Raw genomic sequence first — 21,631 nt, 5'->3', positions numbered from 1 at the left:
ATCTGCGGAGAAAGCGCTGTTCTGGGCGTTCGCCGGACGCTGCCTCGGTTGACCCAGCCGTAGCGTACGGCCGCCGCGCCGCTATTTCTTCTCGACGAGTTCGCGCAGCAGGAAGGCGTGCAGCATCGCCGCGCGCACCGCGTCTTCGGCATGATCGGCGCCGACCGAATGGCCGCCCTCCAGATATTCGTGATAATAGACGTCGTTGCCATATTCCTGCAGCCGCGCCGCATATTTGCGGGCGTGGCCGGGGTGGACACGGTCGTCCTTGGTCGAGAGATAGAGGAAAATCGGCGGATATTTCACGCCTTTCTTCACATTCTGGTAGGGCGAGTATTTCGACAGGAAGGCCCAGTCCTCGGGCACGTCGGGATCGCCATATTCGGCGACCCATGACGCGCCGGCGAGCATCTTGTCATAGCGCCACATATCCTTGATCGGCGAACCTGAGATGACCGCGCCATAGAGGTCCGGCCGCTGCGTCATCGCAGCACCGACAAGGACGCCGCCGTTCGAGCGGCCGGAGATCGCGATCTTGCCTTTCGCGCTGACGCCGGTTTTCACCAAATCCTCGGCGACGGCGTGCAGGTCGTCGAAGCTGTTTTGGCGTTTCTCGCGCAGCGCCGCCTGATGCCAGGCTGGTCCATATTCGCCGCCGCCGCGAATATTGGCGAGAACATAGGCGTTGCCGTCCTCGACCCAGAACAGGCCGAGCGGTCCGGCGCGATAGGGTTGGCCGGTCAGATAGCCCGGCGTCTGTGCCGAGCGAAACCCGCCATAAGCGTGGACGAGCGCGGGGACGGGGCCGGTCGCGCCCTTCTTGCGGACGAGGAAATAAGGGACTTTGGTTCCGTCCTTGGATGTCGCGAAACGCTTCTCGACGCTCATGTCTTTGGCATCAAAGGTGGCGGGCAGGCTCTGGACGGTCTGCGGCGCCTTCCGCTCGGACACCGCATAGAGCGTCGGCGGCATCAGCATCGTTTCGGCGGTCACAAAGATGGCATCGCGCTTGCCGATCGTGCCTGCGATGGTGACCGTGGCATTGTCGGCGAGCGGCACTTCTTTCTGGCTCCACTTGCCGCTCTTGGCATCGCGGCGCAGCGCGAACAGCTTGCCCTCGACATCGTCGAGTGCCTTCACCCACAGGATATTCTCGGTGGCGGCGACATTCTCGATCGCCTGCGCCTGCGTCGGCGTCATCGCCGTGACGATCGGCACTTGGCGGGCGGCGGACATATCGGCGAGCGACAGCGACACGAGCGAGCCCGCGGGGACGCCGGCCCATTCCTTGTTGAGGAAGATGATCGCCTGTCCGTCGATGACGTCGCGAACGCTGGCGGTATCGGGGATGGTCGTCGAGATGTAGCGCGACGCATCACTGTTCGGCAGCAGATAGTCGGTAGTGTAGAAAGTCTTGCCGCGGCTGATCATCGGCCAGCGCTTGTCGCCGTCAACCAGCGCGAAAACGTTCATTCCGACATCTTCAGGCTCACCCTCGGCGACCGTCTCGGCGGAAGTCAGCGGCGTGCCGCGCTTCCAGCGCTTGACGATGCGCGGATAGCCCGATGCGGTCATGCTGTCCTTGCCATAGTCCGTTGCGACCAGCAGCGTGTCGGCATTTTCCCATGTGACGCTGCTCTTCGCCTGCGGCAAAGTGAAACCGCCATCGACGAAGCTCTTCGTCGTGCGGTCCCATTCGCGAACGATGTCGGCATCGGTGCCACCGGGGCTCAGCGAGACGAGGCAGCGCTTGTATTCGGGCGCGAGGCAATCGGCGCCGTGCCATACCCAGCTCTGCTTCTCCGCCTTGCCCAGCGCGTCGACGTCGATCAGCACCGTCCATTCGGGCTTGCCTGCCAGATAGGCGTCGAGCGGGCTCTGCCGCCATACGCCGCGCGGGTTTTTCGCATCGCGCCACAGGTTGGTGATGATATCGCCCATCACTTCGCCGGGCTCGGCGATCTGGCGGTCGTCGTCGAGGATCGCCTTGGCGCGCTGGCGGTCGCGCTCGAAACCGGGGCGGCCGACGATCAGTTTGTCGGTCGCGGCATTTTCCGTTTTGACCCATTCGAGCGCCTTCCCGCCTTCGATATCTTCGAGCCAGAGGTACGGGTCCTTGGCGTCCTGTGCGGCCGCCGCAACGGCGGCGATCGAACAGGTAAGGGCTAACGCGGCAAGGCTGGCGCGGATCATTCGGACATCTCCCTGGGGTGTGGAGGCGCTGTGCTAGCACCATCAGACACCGCAAGGGAAGGGGGCGGCGGCCCTATTGCTCGATGATGATCGTCCCCGGATGATGCTTGTCGAGGTGCTTTTTGATGATCTTCAGATTGCGCGTGTTCGATCGGAACAGGAAGTCGAACGCGTCGCCGACGAGCGGGATTGCGCCCAGCGCGGTATCGACGCCAAGATTTCCGACCATGCGCCAGATGTGCCATTTCGACATGCCCAGATTGCGCGCCTCCCAGATGATATAGGCGCCCATCGTCGCGGTGATCACGTCGCCGACCACCGGCACCAGCCCCACAATGGCATCGAGACCGATCGGGCGGTTGATGCCGGGAATGACGAAACTGCGTTCGAGCAGCAGCTCCAGCGTCTCGACGCGCTTGCGGAGCGCCGCGGGATCGCGGGGGTTCGGAATCAGGGCTTCGAAGATCGCATCGGGATTCGGGGACGAAGGGGCCATCGGGGTCCTTTCAAGCGGCACCATAATCGGCGCCACTGTATTACTTAGGTAAAGCGATCAGGCGATTCAATGGGTGGGCCGCCCGGGCGTTCGGGCGCAGTCCCGTCAGCCGCTGCGAGGCCACGGACCAGCGGAGCGGCGATGCCAAGGAGATGAACGGCGTGTAGCGCGCGAGGACCGCCTCGGTCTCGCCCACTTGGACAAGGCGCTGGCCGAGGTCGATATTCATCATCGTCCGCTCGATCAATTCCTGCGCTTCGCGGTTGCACAGCGTGTCGCGCTGGCACGACAGGCGGCGAAGCGCCCACAGCGGATCGTCGTTCGGCGCGACCTCGTCGATCAGGCGAAGGTCGGCTGTTGAGCCCATGTTCACGCGCCGGCTTTCGATCCCCAGCCGCGCGAAATCGGCAGCGACGTAGGCGAACAGGATCCGGCCGCCGGGCGAGTCCGGAACCGCGATGCGCAGCGGCCCGATCTCGCGCCCCGCCGCGCGCCACGCATCGACGACGCGCTTCGCCTGCACCAGGCGCGAATCGTCGTCATAGTCGGCCCACGGGGGGAGCAGCGGCTGAGGGCCGGCATCGCGGCGATAGACGGTCGGGCGCAGCGCAACCTGCGGCTGCCACTCGGTGAGGCCGAACGCATCGACCAGCCGCTCCCGGCGGATCGCGCGCGACAACGCATCGCGATTGATGTCGGTGGCGAGAAAGCCGTCTGCGTGGGTGAAGGACAGGCCGAACAGCCCCGGCGCCGGATCGACGACCAGCAGCGGGCGGCCGATGTTCGATGCCGCGAAATAGGGCAGGGTGGAAAAGCGCCCGCCGATCACGCCGTCAGCATAGCCATTCTTGAACCGGGCGAGGGCCCCTTGGGGGGACGTGCCTACCAGTTCGACCGAGGCGGCAGGGTCGGCCGCTGCCGCCTCGGCCGCCTCCTGATCCTCTGCAAGCGGGTCGGGAACGGGGGACAACAACATCGCCCGGCCGATCTTCTTGGCGCGCATCGGGCCCCAGCGCATCCCCTTGTTGACGACCGCCATCGATGGCTGTGCGAGCAATTCGAGCATTCCCGGCTGCGGCACGGACAGGCGGATCTCGATGACGCTGTCGGTCATCGCCTTGATCGTCTCGACCTCGGGAAAATCGTCGCGGAGTATATGGCGGCTCGCCGGCGCCAGATAGGTGCGCAGCACCGCGGCGACATCGTTCGCCGTGACCTTGCGGCCGTTCGTCCACTTTGCCTCGCGCAGGCGGAAGATATAGCTGCGCCCGTCGGCGGTGACCGTCCAGCGCTCGGCGAGCCCCGGTTCGATTTGGCCTTCGCCGTCGAAGCTGACGAGACCCTGCGATGTCGTATCGAGCAGCGCGGCGTTGGCGGCCGAAAGCTCGCCCGAAAGCGGGGTCGCGGCTGCGTTGAGTGGACCGACCGCGGCGATCTTCACCGGGCCGCGCACGCTGAACAGGCCGCAGCCGGTCAGCGCGAGCGCAAGGGTGGCGGTGAAGGTGAAGGCTGCGAAGGCGCGAACGGGCGGCATTGCGAAGCACCCTTAGGACGGCGGCGCGGGCATGGCCATGCCTTATCCGCCGCGGGCGCTTTGGATAGTGGCGCGCCGGGCGGCTTTTGCTTTAGCCACGGCGGGAGAGGAGATGGCGGTCATGGACACTACGCTACCCGCGCTCATGCTGGTCGATCGGCCCCGAGAGCGTGTCGCAAGGCTGACGCTCAATCGGCCGGACAAGCGCAACGCCATGTCGAACGCGTTGCGGACGCAGCTGTTCGCGGCGCTGGAGGTGGCAGATCGCGACCCCGACATATCGGTGATCGTGCTGCGCGGCGCGGGAAGTTGTTTCAGCGCTGGCTACGACCTGTCGTCGGAGGTCGGTGAAGAGCAGCCTTGGTACACTGCGGGCGGCATTGGCAACTGGCCACGCCATGTGACCGACGGCTGCTTCCGCATCTGGGACATGGCAAAGCCCGTGATCGGGCAGGTCCATGGCTATTGCCTCGCCGGTGGCACCGAGCTCGCCGCGGCCTGCGATCTGCTCTATGTCGCCGAGGATGCGATGATCGGCTATCCGGTCGTGCGCTCGATCAGCCCGCCGGACAATCAATTCTATCCCTGGTTCATCGGCATGCGCCGCGCGATGGAGATGATGCTGACCGGCGACACGATCAGCGGGATCGAGGCGGCGAACTATGGCTTTGCCAACCGCGCGGTCCCACTCGGGGATCTGGAGGCGACGGTGCTCGACATGGCGGCGCGCGTCGCGATGGTGCCGACCGACGTGCAGCAGATCAACAAACGCGCGGTGCATCGCCAGATGGAGGCGATGGGCATTCGCGCCGGCATCCGCGCGGGCACCGAACTGCAGGCGATGAGCGCGATGACCGACAGCGCGCGCGCCTTTTACGCATCGGTCCGGGAGGGCCGGTTGACGACGGCGCTCAGCGATCGCGACGGCAAGTTCGGCGATTATCGCACCAAGGCGGAATGATGGTGCGGACGGCGGGACTTGAACCCGCATGACACTAGGCCGGCAGATTTTAAGTCTGCTGCGTCTACCGATTTCGCCACGTCCGCACGGGTGCCCGGTCAAGCCGATGGCCGGGAGGAGGTCAAGTGATGTTTGGCGCTTCTCCCCGGCGGATCGCTCGGCTAGACCGCAGCGCATGACTCCAGTCCTCGAAATTTCCGGCCTCGGAAAGACTTACAAAAGCGGGCATCAAGCGCTTTCGGGCGTCGACCTGACCATCAACAAGGGCGAAATCTTCGCGCTGCTCGGGCCCAATGGCGCGGGTAAGACGACGATGATCAGTATCGTCTGCGGCATCGTGACGGCGAGCGCCGGGACGGTGACCGTCGGCGGCCACGACCATGCCCGCGACTATCGCGCCGCGCGCTCGATGATCGGGCTGGTGCCGCAGGAACTGCATACCGACGCGTTCGAGAAGGTGATCACGACGGTCACCTTTTCGCGCGGGCTGTTCGGCAAGCCCAAGGATCCGCGCTTCATCGAGCAGTTGCTCAAGGATCTGTCGCTCTGGGACAAGCGTAACGCAAAGATCATGGAGCTGTCGGGCGGTATGAAGCGCCGCGTGATGATCGCGAAGGCGCTCAGCCACGAGCCCGAGATTCTCTTCCTCGACGAGCCGACCGCGGGCGTCGATGTCGAGCTGCGCCGCGACATGTGGAACATGGTCCGCGGCCTGCGCGAGCGCGGGGTCACGATCATCCTGACCACCCACTATATCGAGGAGGCCGAGGAAATGGCCGACCGCGTTGGCGTGATCAGCAAGGGCAAGCTGATCCTGGTCGAGGAGAAGGACGAGCTGATCAAGAAGCTGGGGCGCAAGACGCTGACGCTGAACCTCGCCGAGCCGCTGGAGGTGGTGCCCGCGGAACTGGCGCAGTGGAATCTTCAGCTGGCAGACGAGGGCCACGAGCTCGTCTATGAATTCGACAGCCAGGCCGAAGCGACGGGCGTCCCATCGCTGCTGCGGCGGATGAGCGACATCGGGATCGCATTCAAGGATCTCAACACCCGGCAAAGCTCGCTGGAGGATATTTTCGTCGGGCTGGTGCACCAAACCAAGGCCGGCGAACAAGAATTGGGGCAACCCGCATGATCCAGAATGTCCGCGGTATCCGCTCGATCTACCTCTTCGAAATGGCGCGCTTCGGGCGCACCTTCTGGACCAGCCTGATGCTGCCCGTGATCACGACAACGCTTTATTTCGTCGTCTTCGGATCAGCGATCGGCAGCCGGATGAGCGACGTCAGCACGGTGCCCTATGGCGCCTTCATCGTGCCGGGGCTGATGATGCTGACGATGTTCACCGAAAGCATCAGCAACGCGAGCTTCGGCATCTACATGCCGAAATGGACGGGGACGATCTACGAGATGCTGTCGTCGCCGATGTCGCCGCTGGAATTGCTCATCGCCTATGTAGGCGCCGCCGCGACGAAGTCGGTGATCATCGGCGCCATCATCTTTGCGACCGCGCACCTGTTCGTCGATGTGCAGGTCGCGCATCCCTTGCTGATGGTCGCCTTCATGATTCTGATGGCGGTAACCTTCTGCCTGTTCGGCTTCATTATCGGCATCTGGGCGCAAAGCTTCGAGCAGTTGCAGGTTATCCCGCTGCTCGTCGTCTATCCGCTGACCTTCCTCGGCGGCGCCTTTTATTCGCTCGACATGCTGCCTGCGGCGTGGCGCACGCTGACGCTGTTCAACCCCGTCGTCTATCTGATCAGCGGCTTTCGCTGGACCTTCTTCGGACAGGGCGATGTCGGCATCGGCGTCAGCATGGGCGCGGTGGCGCTGTTTCTGGCGCTGTGCCTGGCGGTGATCTTCTGGATGTTCCGCACGGGCTACCGGCTCAAAAACTGACGGGTTCTTGATCCAGGTTATGGCGAAGCGGGGTCGTTCCCCGCTTCAGGGACAAGGGGCAGTGCGGATCAACCGTTCAGTCGCTCGCGCATTTCCTTACCCGGCTTGAAATAGGGAACGTTCTTGGCGTTCACCGCGACCGGGTCGCCGGTGCGCGGATTGCGGCCGGTGCGCGACTCGCGGCTGCGGGTGGAGAAGGCTCCGAATCCGCGCAATTCGACACGCCCGCCGGAGGCGAGCTGGTCCACGATCGAATCGAAGAAGGCGTCGACAATTCGTTCCACCTCTTCGAGGCGCAAATCACTGTTTTCGCTTGCGATTTTCTGCACCAGTTCCGACCGGATCATGGGCTTCCCCTATTATAGTCACGCGCATCCAACGGATGCTTCCATCCGGTCGTTGCCGGTTGCGATTTGCGTGAGGACCCCTCCCAACGCGTACCGCAGATTATCATGAATCACTGTTCGGTCAAAATATATCACTGAAATAAAAAGGCCCGCAGAGAGACACTCTGCGGGCCTTTTCTTTTGCCTGACGGCGGAAGGCTGAAATTATCAGTCCTTCTTGCCGGCCTTCAGCGCTTCGCCGAGGATGTCGCCGAGCGACGCACCCGAATCCGACGAACCGTACTGCGCGACGGCTTCCTTTTCTTCGGCGATCTGCATCGCCTTGACCGAGAAGCTGGGCTTCTTCGAACGGTCGAAACCGATGACCATCGCGTCGAACTTCTGGCCGACCTGATAGCGTTCGGCGCGCTGTTCGTCGCGGTCGCGGCCAAGGTCGGCGCGCTTGATGAAGCCGGTGGCGCCATCTTCGCCCGCCTGGACTTCGAGGCCGTTGTCGCGGACTTCGAGGACCGACACGGTGACCACGTCGTTCTTCTTCAGCGAACCGGAGCCGACAGCTGCGGCGCCGCCGCCGACGGCCGGAGCACCCTTTTCAAGCTGCTTGATGCCAAGGCTGATGCGTTCCTTCTCGACGTCGACGTCGAGAACGACGACCTGCACGGCCTCGCCCTTGCGGTGGAGGTGCAGTGCTTCTTCGCCCGAGATGCCCCATGCGATGTCCGACATGTGAACCATGCCGTCGACGTCGCCGGGAAGGCCGATGAACAGGCCGAACTCGGTCGCGTTCTTGACTTCGCCTTCGACGACCGAGCCGACCGGGTGAGCTTCGGCAAAAGCGCCCCAGGGGTTCGACTGGGCCTGCTTGAGGCCGAGCGAGATGCGGCGCTTGTCGCTGTCGACTTCGAGGACGATGACGTCGACTTCCTGGCTGGTCGAGACGATCTTGCCGGGGTGGACGTTCTTCTTGACCCACGACATCTCGCTGACGTGGACCAGGCCTTCGATGCCGGCTTCCAGTTCGACGAACGCACCATAATCGGTGATGTTCGTGACCGTGCCCGACAGCTTCGCGCCCACGGGGTACTTGGCGGCGACGCCTTCCCACGGATCGCTTTCGAGCTGCTTCATGCCCAGGCTGATGCGCTGCGTGTCGCGGTTGATGCGGATGATCTGGACGCGGACGGTGTCACCGATGTTGATGACTTCGCTCGGGTGGTTGACGCGCTTGTAGCTCATGTCGGTGACATGGAGCAGGCCGTCGATGCCGCCGAGGTCGACGAACGCACCATAATCGGTGATGTTCTTGACCGCGCCTTCGATGATCTGACCTTCTTCCAGGTTCTGGATCAGGCCCGAACGCTGTTCGGCGCGCGTTTCCTCGAGGATGGCGCGGCGCGACACGACGATGTTGCCGCGGCGGCGATCCATCTTGAGGATCTGGAAGGGCTGCGGCAGGTCCATGAGCGGGCCGACGTCGCGCACGGGGCGGATGTCGACCTGCGAACCCGGAAGGAACGCCACGGCGCCGCCGAGGTCGACGGTGAAGCCGCCCTTGACGCGGCCGAAGATGACACCTTCGACGCGGGCTTCCTTGTTGAATTCTTCTTCCAGGCGGTCCCAGGCGGCTTCGCGGCGAGCACGGTCGCGCGACAGCATGGTTTCGCCATTGGCGTTTTCGACGCGGTCGACATAGACTTCGACTTCGTCACCGACATTGATGTCGGCCTTCTGGCCCGGCATGGCGAATTCGCGAAGCGGCACGCGGCCTTCGCTCTTCAGGCCGATGTCGATCACTGCCAGGTCGTTTTCGATCGCGGTCACGGTGCCCTTGACGACGCGGCCTTCAAAGCCGCCATCAGCACCACCTAGCGATTCGTCGAGCATCGCGGCGAAATCGTCGCGCGACGGAAAAGCCGTAGAGGCCATATTGGGTTTCCTTACTTCATTTGTTCCGGCCAAGCGGTTGGTTCCGCTGGTCTTTTGGCCGATCTGTCCTGCCCGCCGGATGCGATGCAGAACGTCGTCGGGGCCTGCTTGGGTCGGGGCAGGGGCAAAGCAAAAAGGGCGCGGCAGGGAAGCCCCGTCACGCCCGACGCTCTTATATTGAGCGGCGGCTTGTCCTGCCTCGACCGGCTGAAAGCCCGTCGGACGAGCGGGCCTATATGGCGGAATGTCCCGAAAAGCAAGGCGAAAGGCCGGTAAACGCCATCGTAAGACCTGGGCTTGTAGATTCGCCCAATCGAGAGGGGTCTCCTATGCAGATGGTGTCGCACGGCAGGTTCGCCGACCCGGCGGTCGAGGCGCGTTTCCAGGAAACGGCGCGCACGCTGCGGCTGCCCTTCGTGCGCATCTATGGCGTGCTCTTCATGCTCGTCGCGCTGGCCTACACGATCGCGAACCCGATCTTTGTCCATCCGCACGATACGGCGCGGCTCGCGCTGCTGCTCGGCTGTACGCTGCTGCTCGCGGGCACCTACATCGGCTCGACCTTCTGGCCGCGCTATGTCGAGCAGCCTGCCATCGATTTCGCGGCGTTGCTGGGCATCGTCTTCCTCGTCGGGCATATCAACCTGATCCTGTTCGACGAGCTGATCGACATGCAGGAAAAAATGCATGCCGTCGGCGTCATCAACCGCCTGTCGGTCAGCGCCTTCGCGGCGGTTGCGCTCGCCGGCCGGCCGCGGCTTTTCCTGCTCTGGCTGGCCCTCGACTTCACTGTTTTCCTGGCGACGGTGATGCCGGTGCAGAGCCACAGCGCGGGACTGTCATACGCCTTGCTCAGCTATTTGAGCGGGGCGGTGATCATGGTCGCGATCAACGTCGCGATCGACCGGTCAAGCCGCGGCGCCTTTGCGCTCGCCGAGGCCCTCGAGGCCGAGCGTGCGAAGAATGAGGCGCTGGTTTACAATATGCTGCCCCAAGCGGCGGTCGAGCGCATCCGCGACGGGCGGGTGGTTGCCGACGCCTATGCCGACGCGAGCGTCATCTTCATCGACATGGTCGGCTTCACGGGGCTGACCAAGCGGGTGTCGCCGGGGCATCTGGTCGAGGTGCTCAACGCCTTCTTCAACCATGCGGACGCCTGCGCGGCGAAGCATGGGGTCGAGAAGGTCAAGACCATCGGCGATGCCTATCTCGCCATTGCAGGCGGCAATGTGACAAGCGGCAACAGCGCGGACGCCGCGATCGCCTTCGCGCGCGACGTTCTCGCAGGCGTCGCGGAGTTACGGGCAGTCGCGGGCACCGACGTCGGCCTTCGTGTCGGCATCCACAGCGGCCCGGTGGTCGGCGGCGTGATCGGGGCGACGCGCATGGCCTATGATTATTGGGGCGAGACGGTGAACATGGCGGCGCGCCTCGAAAGCACAGCGCCGGTCAACGGCATGGCCATTTCGGAGAGCACCTGGCTCCGCGCGAAGGATCGCGCCGCCTTCGGCCCGCCACATACCGAGATGCTGAAGGGCGTGGGTGAGACCTGCGTCTATCACGCCGGCCCGGCGCCCAAGCGCCGGACGCTGCCCGAGATCAGCTGGGTCGCCTGATCTTCGTTTCGACGAAGGCGATCGCCGCGGCAATCGCTTCCTTTGCATCCATCGCGCTGTTGTCGAGCAGAAGCGCGTCGTCCGCCTGCCGCAGCGGTGCGTCGGCGCGGCCGGTATCGCGCGCATCGCGTGCGTGAATGTCGGCGAGCACCGCGTCATAGGTGACGGCGACGCCGCGTGAGAGCATCTCGACGTGGCGGCGTCGCGCGCGCTCCTCGGGCGAGGCGGTCACGAACAGCTTGGCGTTAGCGTGCGGCGCAATGACGGTGCCGATGTCGCGCCCGTCGAGCACCGCGCCGCCAGGCTGGTTCGCGAAATCGACCTGGCGCTGGAAGAGGGCCCTGCGGACGGCGGGATGGACCGACACGCGGCTCGCGAGGCCGCCCGTGCTTTCGTAGCGAAGCGCAGGATCGTCCAGCAGGGCCTTCGGAAAGTCGCACGCCGCGAGCGCATCGTTGGCATCGTCGGCATCGCCATGATTGAGCTGCGTCTGATAGCCGACCGCGCGATAGAGCAAGCCGGTGTCGAGTACGGGCAGCCCGAAATGCGCGGCGATGGCGCGGGCGATGGTGCCCTTGCCCGATGCCGTGGGGCCATCGACAGCGACGATCATTCTTGCAGGCCCGTGAGCAGCGCCTCGAAATTGGGAAAGCTCGTCGCAACGGGCGCGATATCGTCCACCGTCACCGGCGCCGTGCTGACGAGGCCGGCAACCGCAAAGCTCATGCAGATGCGGTGATCTAGGTGGCCCGCGATCGTCGCGCCGCCGGGCAGCGCGTCGCCGCCGGTGCCGTCGATGATCAGGCCGTCCCCGCCTTCCTCGACGCGCGCGCCGATCGCCTTGAGTCCGGTCGCCATCACCGACAGACGGTCGCTCTCCTTGACGCGCAGTTCGTCGAGGCCCGTCGTCGTCGTGCGGCCCTCGGCGAGCGCCGCGGCGACAAAGAGGATCGGGAATTCGTCGATCATGCTCGGCGCGACCGCGGGATCGACGTCGATGCCTTTCAGCGCGCTGTGACGGACGCGGAGGTCGGCCACCGGCTCGCCGCCGACCTCGCGGGGGTCAATCAGTTCGATGTCGCCGCCCATCTGCCTGAGGACCTCGATAAGGCCGGCGCGCGTCGGGTTGAGGCCTACGTTGGCGATGGTGACATCACTGCCGGGCACGATCAGCGCAGCGACGATGAAGAAGGCGGCGGACGACGGATCGCCGGGAATGACGATGGTTTGCGGCTTCAGCTCGACCTCGCCGCGGATGCGGATATGGCGCGTGCCTTCGCTATCGGTCTCGACGGTGAGGTCTGCGCCGAAACCCTTGAGCATGCGTTCGCTATGGTCGCGCGTCGGGACAGGCTCGATGACTTCGGTGATGCCGGGCGTATTAAGGCCCGCAAGCAGCACCGCGCTCTTCACCTGCGCCGAGGCCATCGGCAGGCGATAGGAAAGGGGAATGGCCGGAGCGAGGCCGCGCACCATCAGCGGCAGGCGGCCTCCCGGCGACGCGTTGATGTCGGCGCCCATCTGCGACAGCGGATCGATCACGCGGCCCATCGGACGCCCCGACAGGCTGGCGTCGCCCACGAACGTCGCGGTGATCGGGTGGCTCGCGACAAGGCCCATGAGCAGGCGCGTCGAGGTGCCGCTGTTGCCCATGTCGAGCGCCTCGCGCGGCTGAAGCAGCCCGCCGACGCCGACACCGTCGATGACCCACTCGCCACTGTCCATATGTTCGATGGTTGCGCCCATCGCGCGCCCACCGCCGCCATCGGCGGCGGGCCTTTTCTCGATTTGCACGCCCATGGCGTGCAGGGCGGCGGCGGTGGCGAGGACGTCATGCCCTTCGAGCAGCCCGGTCACGCGGCTCGTTCCGACCGCGAGCGCCGACAGCATCAGCGATCGGTGCGAGATGCTCTTGTCACCCGGAATCGCGATCCTACCTTTAAGCGGAGCGGAGGCGGCAAAGCTGCGCGGTGTTGCGGTCTGGTCGGTCATGGCGTGCGGCTTTTGACAGCGGCCCGACAATCTGGCAAGGCGCACGCCGATTTGACGGGTAGCTATTCAGGTGCCGTCGCTTTTCCGATATTTCTATCCTGTTTCCAGAAGGTTACGAGGCAATATGATCAAGGCTGAATGGGGCACGAAGCGTAGCTGCCCAAAATGTGCGACCCGATTCTATGATTTGACCAAGGATGATCCGGTCAGCTGCATCAATTGCGGCTATAGCTGGATTCCGGAATCGGTGCTGAAGTCGAAGCAGCCGATGCCGTTCGAGCAGGTCGAGAAGCCTGGCAAGGTCGTCAAGGAAGAAGGCGTCGACGAGGATCTGGATCTGGACGTCGATGTCGACGAGGACAGCGATTCGCCCGATAACGACGTCGATCTCGGCGGCGACGACGATCTGGGCGTCGACACCGGCGACGACAACGAAGACGAAGTCTGATTATTCTGGTCGGGGCCCAAAAAAGCATCGCCCGATGCATTTGGCCCCTTGCATAACGGACGTGCGCTGGTAAAGGCGGCGTCCCGGTCGCACCACCCAGGGCGACCCGCAAAATGGCACGGGGCCTTAGCTCAGCTGGGAGAGCGCTACAATGGCATTGTAGAGGTCAGCGGTTCGATCCCGCTAGGCTCCACCATTTGCAAAAAAAAGGCCCGCGAAAGCGGGCCTTTTTTTGTTGCGCCGATGGCGACCGGCTATTCGGCCGCCTCGTCCTTCTCGAACAGGGGTTCCAGCTCGATCGGGTCGGCGAGGGTGATGCGGTCGAGGATCGACGCGGTCTCGTCGCGGACCTTCAGCATCAGGCTGCGCAGCCGGCATTCGGCCTCGGGCAGGCAATTCTTGCAATGCTCATGTGCGTTGCGCGCGGCGCAAGGCACCAGCGCCAGCGATCCGCGAGTCAGGCGGACGAGGTCGCCATAGCTGATGTCGATCGGCGGCAGCGCCAGCTGGTATCCGCCATCGCGGCCGCGCTGCGAGATCAGCAGGCCTTCGCGCGCCATTTCCGAGAGGATGACCGTCAGGAACTTGGGCGGAATATTCTGCGCATCGGCAATATCCGCGAGCTGGACCTGCCCCTTGCCCCAATGATCGGCAAGATGCTGAAAGGCACGGATCGTGTAGCGGGTCTTTTGCGACAGCATGATCCGGTTAGTGTTACATATTCAGTCCTAATTCAACCTATCTGGCCGAGATTATGCAGCGTTGTTGATGAAAATCACAGCGAGTGGCATGAATGGACCTTAGAGGGGTCGCGCAGCTGGCCGTTCCGGCAGCGACAAGGGTGGGATTTCGATATGCAGAGGATGTTGTGTGCACCGGCGGTCCTCGCGGCCTGCATGCTGGCGGTTTCGCCGGCGCAGGCGCAGTTCGGCAGCATTTTGCGCAAGGTGACGACCCCGACGCCCAAGCCCAGCGAAGACGATAATGGCGGCTGCCCCAAGGGCAAAAAGGGAAGCGGCGCAGGCCGCAAGATCATCGGCGGCGTGCTGGACGAGGCGATCGGCAGCGCGGCGAGCCGGGCAGGCGTTTACAGCTATGTGCCGATCGCCGAGGTCAGCGGGACGCTAACCAACGCCATCGCCTGCAAGCTCGATCCCGCCGAGCAGGTGCAGGCGGCCGCCGCGACCGAAGAGATCACGCGCGAGGGCGAGATCGGATCGACCGCCAACTGGACGAGCGAAACGCGCGAGAATGTCAGCGGGTCATCGACCGTCGCGTCGAAGAACCAGCTCGCCGACGGCTCGAGCTGCATGAATGTTACCGACATCGTCATCGTCGAGGGCGAGGAAACGCGCGTTTCCAAGAAGATGTGCCGTGGGCCGGGCCAGTCGCGCTATGTCCTTGCCGCGTAAACTCGTCCGTATCGCAGTTGCGGGTGCGGCGCTCGCCTGCCTGACCGGTGCCGCGAAGGTCCAGACGGACCCCGCGAATCCGACCTGTCCGCTCAATCCCGACTGGTCGGCGAACACCACCATGATCTTCACACCGGTGAAGAAGGGCAATACCAAAGTGCTGCTCGCCGAGGGACGGATCGATTCGGGTGCGCCGGATCGGCTCAAGAAGGCGCTCGAGGCCAATCCCGACGTTGCCGAAGTGTGGCTGCGCTCGCCCGGCGGCGACGCGCGCGCGGGCAATGCGGCGGGGCGGATCATCCGGTCGAACTTCGGGCTGACGACACGCATCCCGGCCGGCTGGGCCTGTTTCAGCGCCTGCAATTTCATCTTCATGGGCGGCCAGCCGCGCGTGATCGATCCCGGCGGGCTGTTCATCGTCCATATGTTCACACGCACGGGCGACCGCCAGTCGATCGACATGAGCGTCGCGATGGGGACCGAAGCAACCAAGGAACTGATCGGCGACATCGAACAGGACGCCGCGTTGCTGGCGAGCGAGGACAATGACTTCCTGATCCGCATGGGCGTGTCGCGCAAGTTGTTGACCGAGGTGATGTATCGGCAAAAGGCCTTGGCGAACGCCGAGGACAAATCGACGCGCCGCTGCCTGACGCAGGCCGAGGTCAAAACCTATAACGTTGCAAATAACAACGAATAGGGTAGGCTGATCTTCGTAAGAGGAGAGAGGCTGCCATGACCGATATGACGCATGACCATGCGACCTTCCGTTCGATGATCGACGGGACGCAGCAAGATTGGGACATTATCGCGCGCGAACAAAAAGAATTCGCGCCGCAAAATGGCAAGCGCATCCTCGATCATCTGAAATTGCTCGGCGGCGATTATGGCGGCTTTCCCGTCGACCGGCTCGAACATTGCCTGCAGACCGCGACGCGCGCGCACAGGGATGGCCGTGACGAGGAATATGTCGTGATGGCGCTGCTCCACGATATCGGCGACACGCTGGGTGCGTTCAACCATCCCGATGTCGCCGCCGCGATCCTCAAGCCCTTCCTGTCAGAGGAGAATCTCTGGATCGTGCAGCATCATGGCATCTTTCAGGGCCATTATTTCTTTCACTATCTCGGCCTCGACCGCGACATGCGCGACCAGTTCAAGGATAGTTCCTATTACGCCGCCTGCGCCGAATTCTGCGAAAAATATGACGCGCCGGCGTTCGACCCCGAATACGACAGCGAGCCGCTGGAATTCTTCGAACCGATGGTGATGCGGATCTGCTCGTATCCGAAAACGAGCATCTACAAGAAGATCATGGTCGCGGAAGCGGCGGAGTAACCAGTTGGTCGCCCCCGCGAAGGCGGGGGCCGCTATCGGCGTTGCGCTGACCCTCCAGCGGCCCCCGCCTTCGCGGGGGCGACGAGGTGCTACTTCCCCTTGAACTCGGTTTTGCGCTTCTGCTGGAACGCCATGATGCCCTCCATCGCATCGGCGGTGCCGCCCGCGATGAACTGGCCCTTCGCTTCGGCATCGAGCGTCGTCGCGAAATCCTGGGTCAGCCCGTCGCGCAGGACCTTGCGCATCGTGCCGAGCGCGATCGTTGGGCCGTTGGCGAGGCGCGTCGCCAGCGCCGTGGCTTCGGCCAAAAGGTCGGCGTCCTCGACGCTTTTGTAGATCATGCCCCAATCGGCCGCCTGATCGGCCGAAATCTTCTCGCCCAGCATCATCATCTGGAGCGCGCGCGGCACGCCGACCAGGCGCGGCAGCAGCCACGACGATCCGCCGTCGGGGACGAGGCCGATGTTGACGAAGGCCTGGAGGAAATAGGCGCTCTTGCCCGCAATCGTAAAATCGCCCGACAAGGCAAAGCTGCACCCAACGCCTGCTGCAGGGCCGTTGACCGCGACGACAACGGGGATGTCGAGATTGGATAGGGAAAGCAGCATTGGATTATAATGGCCGCGCAGCGCGTTACGGCTGCGTGCCCCGCCGCTGACCGCGCCGCCCGCCGATCGGTCGCCCGCAAGGTCGGCACCCGAACAGAAGCCGCGGCCTTCGCCGGTAATCAGCAACGCCCGCGCGCCGAGGCCCGGCAGATGGTCGAGCGCCTCGCGAATGTCGTCGGCCATCGCCGGCGGCATCGAATTGAGCCGGTCGGGGCGGTTGAGCGTAATCGTCGCGACATGGTCGGCGATTTCGAGCTTGATCGTGTCGAAGGTCGGAAGGGTCATGGGGAATTATCCTCTCGCAGGCGCTTTACCTTTACGTTCACGTAAAGTTGTGACTCATTTGGAGGGCGAGTGCAAGAGGGAAGGCGGGAGGCAGATAGCGACTGGTTGCGGCCTAACCTACCGCCGTTGGCATCGAGCCCTTCGACTGCCTTGCCAGGCGCTCAGGATAAACTTCCGGCTGCGCCGGAAGTCGAGATGCCCCTCGGCGTGGCGCGAGGTTGATGGGTGTCTCGACTGCGCTCGACACGAACGGAAAAGGGGGGTGACCGCTAACGACCTATAGCTTCGTCATCCTGAACTTGTTTCAGGATCCATGGTCTGCCGTTTCCTTCAGCGCGGCATTTCATTCGAGCTCAGCCCATGGATGCTGAAACAAGTTCAGCATGAGGAGAATTGAACGGCAGCTCCCCACCCCAAAGCCGCCGCTACTCTCTGCCCAGGCGTATAAACCGCATATCGCCCTCGGTGCGATGCAAGGTCAGCCCGCGCTCGGTTTTTTCTGCGCAGGCGCCCTCGAAATCGACGATGCCCATATCGTTGGGAACGATGATCACGCGCAGCTTGCCGCCATCGGTTTCGGTCAGTTCATAGCGCGGCGCGGTGACGCCATAGATCGGCTCGCGGACCTCGATCCAGCGCGGCACGCGCTTGTCGTCCTCGGGCATCGTCCAGCCATAATATTGAGTGTAGTCGTCGACCGGATCGCCGCTGGCGAAGCCGATAGTGAAATCGACGCCCGGCACGCCTTCGCCGTTCGGCCAGGTAACCAGTAGCGTCGGGATGGCGCCTTCGACCTCGATCAGCGGGCCTTTCTCAAACGCGGGCGGCACCGGCTTGGATTCGGTCGTCAGGCAGATCCTATCGCCACGCATCTCCCAGCGTCCCTCGGCGCGTTCATCGAGCGCGCCCGCGGCGAGCATATATTGGAAACGGCCGTCGTCCCGGATCAACAGGCCGCCGCCGACATCGGGCCCTTCGGCAAGACGATATTCGCCGATGAAGGAGGAGTCCTGCGCCGCGGCGGGCGCGGTGATCATGGCAGCTGCAAGGACGAAAGAGCGCATGCGCCGATCATGCGGCCACAGCGGCGCCGACGCCAGCCCCTTTCCACAACTCGCCCCACCTGCTAGGCGCCCGCGCCATGTCCCAGAACATCTCCCAGGCACATCCCGAACGCCGTACCTTCGCCATCATCTCGCATCCGGACGCGGGAAAGACGACGCTGACCGAGAAGCTGCTCGTTGCGGGCGGCGCCATCCATATGGCCGGCGAGGTCAAGGCGCGCGGGCAGGCGCGGCGCGCCCGCTCCGACTGGATGAAGATCGAACAGCAGCGCGGGATTTCGGTCACCTCGTCGGTGATGACCTTCGAACATGCGGGGCTCGTCTTCAACCTGCTCGACACCCCGGGGCACGAGGATTTCAGCGAGGATACCTACCGCACGCTCACCGCGGTCGACAGCGCGGTGATGGTGATCGACGCCGCGAAGGGCATCGAGCCGCAGACGCTGAAGCTGTTCGAGGTGTGCCGCCTGCGTTCGGTGCCGATCATCACCTTCGTGAACAAGGTCGACCGCGAGGGCCTGCCGCCGTTCGAGCTGCTCGACGAGGTCGCCGACCGCCTGGCGCTCGACGTCTGCCCGATGAACTGGCCCGCGGGCATGGGCGGGCAGTTCGAAGGCATTTACGATCTCGTCGACCCGGCGATCATGAAGCCCGGCGGCGACGCGTCGCGCATGTATGAGGGCGACCGCTTTAGCGTGTCGGGGCTGGACGATGCCGCGCTCGCGGCCGAGCTCAGCGCCGACGGGCTCGCGCACCTCAAGGAAGAGACCGAGCTCGCCTCCGCCTGCTACGCGCCTTTCGACGCCGCCGCGTATCGCAATGGCGACCTGACGCCGGTCTATTTCGGCTCGGCGCTCAAGGAGTTCGGCGTCGTCGACCTGCTGAACGCGCTCGCCAGCCATGCGCCGGGCCCGCAGCCGCAGCCCGCCGAGCCCGCGCCGGTGCAGCCGGGCGACGAGGCGGTGACCGGCTTCGTGTTCAAGGTGCAGGCGAACATGAACCCCGCGCATCGCGACCGCATCGCCTTCATGCGCCTCTGCTCGGGCAAGTTCGAGCGCGGGATGCGGCTGATGCAGGGCGGGACGGGCAAGGCGATCGCGATCAGCCGCCCGATGCTGTTCCTCGCGCAGGACCGCGAAATGGCCGAGGAAGCCTATCCGGGCGATATTATCGGCATCCCCAACCATGGCACGTTGCGCGTCGGCGACACCTTGTCGGAGCGCACCGATGTCACGATCACCGGCCTGCCGAATTTTGCGCCCGAGATCCTGCGCCGCGTTGCGCTGGTCGATCCGACGAAGACCAAGCAGCTTCGCAAGGCGCTCGACGACATGGCCGAAGAGGGGATCATCCAGGTCTTCTACCCCGAGATCGGGTCGAACATGATCGTCGGCGTCGTCGGCCAATTGCAACTCGAAGTGCTGATCAGCCGGCTCGAGGCCGAATATAAGGTCGAGGCGAAGCTGGAGGCGTCGCCTTGGGATACGGCGCGCTGGATCGCGAGCGACGATCCCGCCGCGCTAAAGGCGTTTCAGGCGGATCATCGCGGCGCCAGCGCGACCGACCGCGACGGCGCGCCGGTGTTCATGGCGAAGGACGCGTGGGAAGTGGGCTATGTCACCCAGCGACACCCCGCCATCCGCTTTACCGCCACGAAAGAGCGCGTGTTCGCCGACGCGGGTTGATCGCATCGGCGAACTCCGCCACCATGACGCCGGGTCGATCATGGTGGGGGAAATCGATGCGCGGATGGGTTTTGGCGCTCGCGGTGATCGCGGGCAGCGTGCCGGCAGCGGCGCAGACGATCAAGATGCCGATCGCCAAGGGCTTCTGGATCGCCGCGACCGCCAAATGCGCCACCGCGACCAACGGCTACGCCTATGACGGCGCGCGCTGGGGCGCGGTCTATTATTATGGTCCGAACGCCAGCATGGGCCCGGTCGCCGAGATGGAAAAGATCGGGCGCACGAACCCGGTTCCCGGCGGCTTCACCAACATGCAGCTCGGCGACTTTCAGGGCGCGGGCTATTTCCATCTGAAGCCGGTCGGCCCGGCCCGCGTTATCCTGCGCACCGGCGCGCCGGGACCCGAGGGCATTCAGGTGATGGACGACCAGCTGATCAAGTGCGACTATGCTGCCCTGTCGCCCAAGATGAAGCAGGCGCTCCAGAAACTCGCGCCCGCGCTCGCGGTCAAATAAGGCTGAGCAGATCGGTGGGCGCCGCGGCCGCGCCTTCGTCTTCATCCTCTTCGCCCTCGAACTTGCTCAATGTGATGCCGAGCAGGCGAATGCCCTGTTGGGTCGGCAGCAGCGGGCCAAGGATTGCATCGCCCGCCGCGAGCAGACTGGCGCCGTCGAGAATGGGGCGCGGGACGGTCCTTGCGCGCGTGATCGTCTGGAAATCGGCGTAGCGCAGCTTCAGTGTCACCGTCCGCCCGCGCGCCCCTTTCTTGGCCGCGCGGTCCCAGACAACGGTGCAGACATGCGCCAGCGCCTCGCGGATTTCGGTATCGGTGATCAGGTCGTTGAAGAAGGTCCGCTCGCCGCCCAGCGACTTCAGCGGTCGATTCGATTTGACGCGGCGATGGTCGATACCCTGGGCGAGGTTTTGCAGCCATTCGGCGCTGTTGCCGAAATGCTCGGCGAGCCACGCCATATCCTTTGCCGCCAGATCGGCGCCCGAAAAAATGCCGAGCCCCTCCATCTTGGCGGCCGTCACCGGACCGATGCCGTGGAAGCGGCGGATCGACAGCGTCTGGACGAAGCGGGCGCCCTCGCCGGGGCGGACGATGGTCAGGCCGTCGGGCTTGTTCTGGTCCGACGCGAGCTTGGCGATGAACTTGTTGTACGAGACGCCCGCCGACGCGGTGAGTCCCGTCTCCTGGCGGATGCGGCGGCGGATCAGCCTCGCGGCCGCGGTCGCGCTGCCGAGCCCGGCCTTGTCGCGGCTCACATCGAGATAGGCCTCGTCGAGCGACAGCGGCTCGACCTCGTCGGCATAGTCGCGGAAGATGGCCCGGATCTGGTGCGAGATGTCGCGATAGACCTCGAACCGCGGCCGCACGAAGATCAGCTCTGGGCACTGGCGCTTGGCGGTAACGCTCGGCATCGCCGACCGGACCCCGAACTTGCGCGCTTCATAGCTCGCCGCCGCGACGACGCCGCGCCGCGAGGAGCCGCCGACCGCGACCGGCTTGCCGCGCAGCGAGGGATCGTCGCGCTGCTCGACCGACGCGTAAAAGGCATCCATATCGACATGGATGATCTTGCGGACCGATGCGTCCGCGGCTTCTTCAAATATCGGGTCTTCGCCGTCTTCCACGCTACTGGCCTAGCATGTTGCTGAAATGTTCTCAACGGCGAGTGCAAGGGCGCGCTTGACGCCGCGTCGGCAAAATGGCAATCGCCGCCGCCTTGGCGATGCGGGTATAGCATAGTGGTAATGCTCTAGCCTTCCAAGCTAGCTAGGCGGGTTCGATTCCCGCTACCCGCTCCAAGGCCCCCTAAAATGTCA

At 64.3% G+C, this 21,631-nt stretch carries 21 protein-coding genes and 3 tRNA genes; 12 read left to right on the top strand and 12 right to left on the bottom strand.

Annotated features, from left to right (window positions below; translation table 11 throughout):
- Positions 1-81 precede the first annotated feature (81 nt).
- The 3 genes from ATE67_RS10290 to ATE67_RS10280 form a co-directional block, all read right to left on the bottom strand.
- Entirely contained in the window at positions 82-2,193 is a 2,112-nt protein-coding gene (locus tag ATE67_RS10290) for a prolyl oligopeptidase family serine peptidase (protein ID WP_058816617.1), read from the bottom strand.
- A 73-nt stretch (positions 2,194-2,266) separates the two neighbouring features.
- A complete protein-coding gene (locus tag ATE67_RS10285; RefSeq protein ID WP_058816616.1) occupies positions 2,267-2,689 on the bottom strand; it encodes a DUF4112 domain-containing protein in 423 nt (140 codons plus the stop codon).
- Positions 2,690-2,729: 40 nt separating this feature from the next.
- Positions 2,730-4,223 (bottom strand): ABC transporter substrate-binding protein, encoded by a 1,494-nt coding sequence (locus tag ATE67_RS10280; RefSeq protein ID WP_058816615.1) that lies wholly within the window; start codon positions 4,221-4,223, stop codon positions 2,730-2,732.
- A 121-nt stretch (positions 4,224-4,344) separates the two neighbouring features.
- Here ATE67_RS10280 and ATE67_RS10275 point away from each other — a divergent pair, with 121 nt between their 5' ends.
- A complete protein-coding gene (locus ATE67_RS10275) occupies positions 4,345-5,184 on the top strand; it encodes an enoyl-CoA hydratase-related protein (protein WP_231728111.1) in 840 nt (279 codons plus the stop codon).
- Here the strand turns inward: ATE67_RS10275 and ATE67_RS10270 are convergent.
- A tRNA-Leu gene (locus ATE67_RS10270) sits at positions 5,185-5,270 on the bottom strand.
- 89 nt (positions 5,271-5,359) lie between these two features.
- Between ATE67_RS10270 and ATE67_RS10265 the strand changes: the two genes are divergently transcribed.
- Both ATE67_RS10265 and ATE67_RS10260 read left to right on the top strand, forming a co-directional pair.
- Positions 5,360-6,316 (top strand): ABC transporter ATP-binding protein, encoded by a 957-nt coding sequence (locus ATE67_RS10265; protein ID WP_058816614.1) that lies wholly within the window; start codon positions 5,360-5,362, stop codon positions 6,314-6,316.
- Complete coding sequence (locus ATE67_RS10260; protein WP_058816613.1) at positions 6,313-7,080, top strand: ABC transporter permease; 768 nt, start codon at positions 6,313-6,315, stop codon at positions 7,078-7,080. The genes ATE67_RS10265 and ATE67_RS10260 overlap by 4 nt, the downstream gene beginning before the upstream one ends.
- A 68-nt stretch (positions 7,081-7,148) precedes the next feature.
- Here ATE67_RS10260 and ATE67_RS10255 read toward each other — a convergent pair whose 3' ends face one another.
- Both ATE67_RS10255 and rpsA read right to left on the bottom strand, forming a co-directional pair.
- Complete coding sequence (locus ATE67_RS10255; RefSeq protein WP_058816612.1) at positions 7,149-7,427, bottom strand: integration host factor subunit beta; 279 nt, start codon at positions 7,425-7,427, stop codon at positions 7,149-7,151.
- Positions 7,428-7,634: 207 nt separating this feature from the next.
- A complete protein-coding gene (gene rpsA / locus ATE67_RS10250) occupies positions 7,635-9,353 on the bottom strand; it encodes a 30S ribosomal protein S1 (RefSeq protein ID WP_058816611.1) in 1,719 nt (572 codons plus the stop codon).
- 329 nt (positions 9,354-9,682) lie between these two features.
- Here rpsA and ATE67_RS10245 point away from each other — a divergent pair, with 329 nt between their 5' ends.
- Positions 9,683-10,969 carry an adenylate/guanylate cyclase domain-containing protein gene (locus ATE67_RS10245; protein WP_058816610.1) on the top strand — a complete coding sequence of 429 codons (1,287 nt, stop codon included), beginning with the start codon at positions 9,683-9,685 and terminating at the stop codon, positions 10,967-10,969.
- Here the strand turns inward: ATE67_RS10245 and ATE67_RS10240 are convergent.
- Together ATE67_RS10240 and aroA are read right to left on the bottom strand one after the other, a co-directional pair.
- Complete coding sequence (locus ATE67_RS10240; protein WP_058816609.1) at positions 10,953-11,582, bottom strand: (d)CMP kinase; 630 nt, start codon at positions 11,580-11,582, stop codon at positions 10,953-10,955. The two genes, ATE67_RS10245 and ATE67_RS10240, sit on opposite strands and share 17 nt — an antisense overlap.
- Positions 11,579-12,961 (bottom strand): 3-phosphoshikimate 1-carboxyvinyltransferase, encoded by a 1,383-nt coding sequence (aroA, locus tag ATE67_RS10235; protein WP_058816608.1) that lies wholly within the window; start codon positions 12,959-12,961, stop codon positions 11,579-11,581. The genes ATE67_RS10240 and aroA overlap by 4 nt, the downstream gene beginning before the upstream one ends.
- 124 nt (positions 12,962-13,085) lie before the next feature.
- On the opposite strand from aroA, the gene ATE67_RS10230 reads away from it, so the two are divergent.
- Positions 13,086-13,409, top strand: coding sequence for a TIGR02300 family protein (locus ATE67_RS10230; protein WP_058816607.1), 324 nt, complete (start codon positions 13,086-13,088; stop codon positions 13,407-13,409).
- Positions 13,410-13,529: 120 nt separating this feature from the next.
- A tRNA-Ala gene (locus ATE67_RS10225) sits at positions 13,530-13,605 on the top strand.
- A gap of 58 nt (positions 13,606-13,663) precedes the next feature.
- Here ATE67_RS10225 and ATE67_RS10220 read toward each other — a convergent pair.
- Positions 13,664-14,110: an RrF2 family transcriptional regulator gene (locus ATE67_RS10220; protein ID WP_058816606.1), complete on the bottom strand. Its 447-nt coding sequence runs from the start codon at positions 14,108-14,110 to the stop codon at positions 13,664-13,666.
- A gap of 153 nt (positions 14,111-14,263) precedes the next feature.
- On the opposite strand from ATE67_RS10220, the gene ATE67_RS10215 reads away from it, so the two are divergent.
- Genes ATE67_RS10215 through ATE67_RS10205 form a run of 3 tightly spaced genes read left to right on the top strand, consistent with a single transcriptional unit; the run spans position 14,264 to position 16,159 of the window.
- On the top strand, positions 14,264-14,821 hold the full coding sequence (locus tag ATE67_RS10215; protein ID WP_058816605.1) for a hypothetical protein: 558 nt from the start codon (positions 14,264-14,266) through the stop codon (positions 14,819-14,821).
- The gene (locus ATE67_RS10210) at positions 14,805-15,521 is read left to right on the top strand and encodes a hypothetical protein (RefSeq protein WP_058816604.1); all 717 of its coding nucleotides are present in this window, start codon (positions 14,805-14,807) and stop codon (positions 15,519-15,521) included. Before ATE67_RS10215 ends, ATE67_RS10210 begins: the two co-directional genes overlap by 17 nt.
- 35 nt (positions 15,522-15,556) lie before the next feature.
- The gene (locus tag ATE67_RS10205; protein WP_058816603.1) at positions 15,557-16,159 is read left to right on the top strand and encodes an HD domain-containing protein; all 603 of its coding nucleotides are present in this window, start codon (positions 15,557-15,559) and stop codon (positions 16,157-16,159) included.
- Between the two features lie 89 nt (positions 16,160-16,248).
- Here the strand turns inward: ATE67_RS10205 and ATE67_RS10200 are convergent, their stop codons facing one another.
- Both ATE67_RS10200 and ATE67_RS10195 read right to left on the bottom strand, forming a co-directional pair.
- A complete protein-coding gene (locus ATE67_RS10200) occupies positions 16,249-17,052 on the bottom strand; it encodes an enoyl-CoA hydratase-related protein (protein WP_058816602.1) in 804 nt (267 codons plus the stop codon).
- Positions 17,053-17,477: 425 nt separating this feature from the next.
- Positions 17,478-18,116, bottom strand: coding sequence for a hypothetical protein (locus ATE67_RS10195; protein ID WP_156416977.1), 639 nt, complete (start codon positions 18,114-18,116; stop codon positions 17,478-17,480).
- Between the two features lie 77 nt (positions 18,117-18,193).
- Between ATE67_RS10195 and ATE67_RS10190 the strand changes: the two genes are divergently transcribed.
- Entirely contained in the window at positions 18,194-19,801 is a 1,608-nt protein-coding gene (locus tag ATE67_RS10190) for a peptide chain release factor 3 (RefSeq protein WP_058816600.1), read from the top strand.
- Positions 19,802-19,857: 56 nt separating this feature from the next.
- Positions 19,858-20,316 carry a hypothetical protein gene (locus tag ATE67_RS10185; protein ID WP_058816599.1) on the top strand — a complete coding sequence of 153 codons (459 nt, stop codon included), beginning with the start codon at positions 19,858-19,860 and terminating at the stop codon, positions 20,314-20,316.
- On the opposite strand, the gene dinB is transcribed toward ATE67_RS10185, so the two are convergent.
- A complete protein-coding gene (gene dinB / locus ATE67_RS10180; protein ID WP_058816598.1) occupies positions 20,309-21,439 on the bottom strand; it encodes a DNA polymerase IV in 1,131 nt (376 codons plus the stop codon). The genes ATE67_RS10185 and dinB overlap by 8 nt on opposite strands.
- A gap of 100 nt (positions 21,440-21,539) precedes the next feature.
- Here dinB and ATE67_RS10175 point away from each other — a divergent pair.
- Positions 21,540-21,613 (top strand) — tRNA-Gly (locus ATE67_RS10175).
- The last annotated feature ends 18 nt before the right edge of the window (positions 21,614-21,631 follow it).

The sequence above is a fragment of the Sphingopyxis sp. H050 genome (assembly GCF_001468265.1).
Taxonomy (GTDB): Bacteria; Pseudomonadota; Alphaproteobacteria; order Sphingomonadales; family Sphingomonadaceae; genus Sphingopyxis.
The sequence above is the reverse complement of the archived record's forward strand: the minus strand, read 5'-3'. Positions and strand labels throughout refer to the sequence as shown.

What these genes read in the sequence shown, in the direction of transcription:
- ATE67_RS10200 (WP_058816602.1), bottom strand. Translation starts at nt 17,052, where the DNA reads ATGACCCTTCCGACCTTCGACACGATCAAGCTCGAAATCGCCGACCAT.
- ATE67_RS10280 (WP_058816615.1), bottom strand. Translation starts at nt 4,223, where the DNA reads ATGCCGCCCGTTCGCGCCTTCGCAGCCTTCACCTTCACCGCCACCCTT.
- ATE67_RS10240 (WP_058816609.1), bottom strand. Translation starts at nt 11,582, where the DNA reads ATGATCGTCGCTGTCGATGGCCCCACGGCATCGGGCAAGGGCACCATC.
- ATE67_RS10205 (WP_058816603.1), top strand. Translation starts at nt 15,557, where the DNA reads ATGACCGATATGACGCATGACCATGCGACCTTCCGTTCGATGATCGAC.
- ATE67_RS10290 (WP_058816617.1), bottom strand. Translation starts at nt 2,193, where the DNA reads ATGATCCGCGCCAGCCTTGCCGCGTTAGCCCTTACCTGTTCGATCGCC.
- ATE67_RS10255 (WP_058816612.1), bottom strand. Translation starts at nt 7,427, where the DNA reads ATGATCCGGTCGGAACTGGTGCAGAAAATCGCAAGCGAAAACAGTGAT.
- ATE67_RS10265 (WP_058816614.1), top strand. Translation starts at nt 5,360, where the DNA reads ATGACTCCAGTCCTCGAAATTTCCGGCCTCGGAAAGACTTACAAAAGC.
- ATE67_RS10285 (WP_058816616.1), bottom strand. Translation starts at nt 2,689, where the DNA reads ATGGCCCCTTCGTCCCCGAATCCCGATGCGATCTTCGAAGCCCTGATT.
- ATE67_RS10195 (WP_156416977.1), bottom strand. Translation starts at nt 18,116, where the DNA reads ATGCGCTCTTTCGTCCTTGCAGCTGCCATGATCACCGCGCCCGCCGCG.
- ATE67_RS10275 (WP_231728111.1), top strand. Translation starts at nt 4,345, where the DNA reads ATGGACACTACGCTACCCGCGCTCATGCTGGTCGATCGGCCCCGAGAG.
- ATE67_RS10230 (WP_058816607.1), top strand. Translation starts at nt 13,086, where the DNA reads ATGATCAAGGCTGAATGGGGCACGAAGCGTAGCTGCCCAAAATGTGCG.
- ATE67_RS10185 (WP_058816599.1), top strand. Translation starts at nt 19,858, where the DNA reads ATGCGCGGATGGGTTTTGGCGCTCGCGGTGATCGCGGGCAGCGTGCCG.
- ATE67_RS10210 (WP_058816604.1), top strand. Translation starts at nt 14,805, where the DNA reads ATGTCCTTGCCGCGTAAACTCGTCCGTATCGCAGTTGCGGGTGCGGCG.
- ATE67_RS10260 (WP_058816613.1), top strand. Translation starts at nt 6,313, where the DNA reads ATGATCCAGAATGTCCGCGGTATCCGCTCGATCTACCTCTTCGAAATG.
- ATE67_RS10215 (WP_058816605.1), top strand. Translation starts at nt 14,264, where the DNA reads ATGCAGAGGATGTTGTGTGCACCGGCGGTCCTCGCGGCCTGCATGCTG.
- aroA (WP_058816608.1), bottom strand. Translation starts at nt 12,961, where the DNA reads ATGACCGACCAGACCGCAACACCGCGCAGCTTTGCCGCCTCCGCTCCG.
- rpsA (WP_058816611.1), bottom strand. Translation starts at nt 9,353, where the DNA reads ATGGCCTCTACGGCTTTTCCGTCGCGCGACGATTTCGCCGCGATGCTC.
- ATE67_RS10220 (WP_058816606.1), bottom strand. Translation starts at nt 14,110, where the DNA reads ATGCTGTCGCAAAAGACCCGCTACACGATCCGTGCCTTTCAGCATCTT.
- ATE67_RS10245 (WP_058816610.1), top strand. Translation starts at nt 9,683, where the DNA reads ATGCAGATGGTGTCGCACGGCAGGTTCGCCGACCCGGCGGTCGAGGCG.
- ATE67_RS10190 (WP_058816600.1), top strand. Translation starts at nt 18,194, where the DNA reads ATGTCCCAGAACATCTCCCAGGCACATCCCGAACGCCGTACCTTCGCC.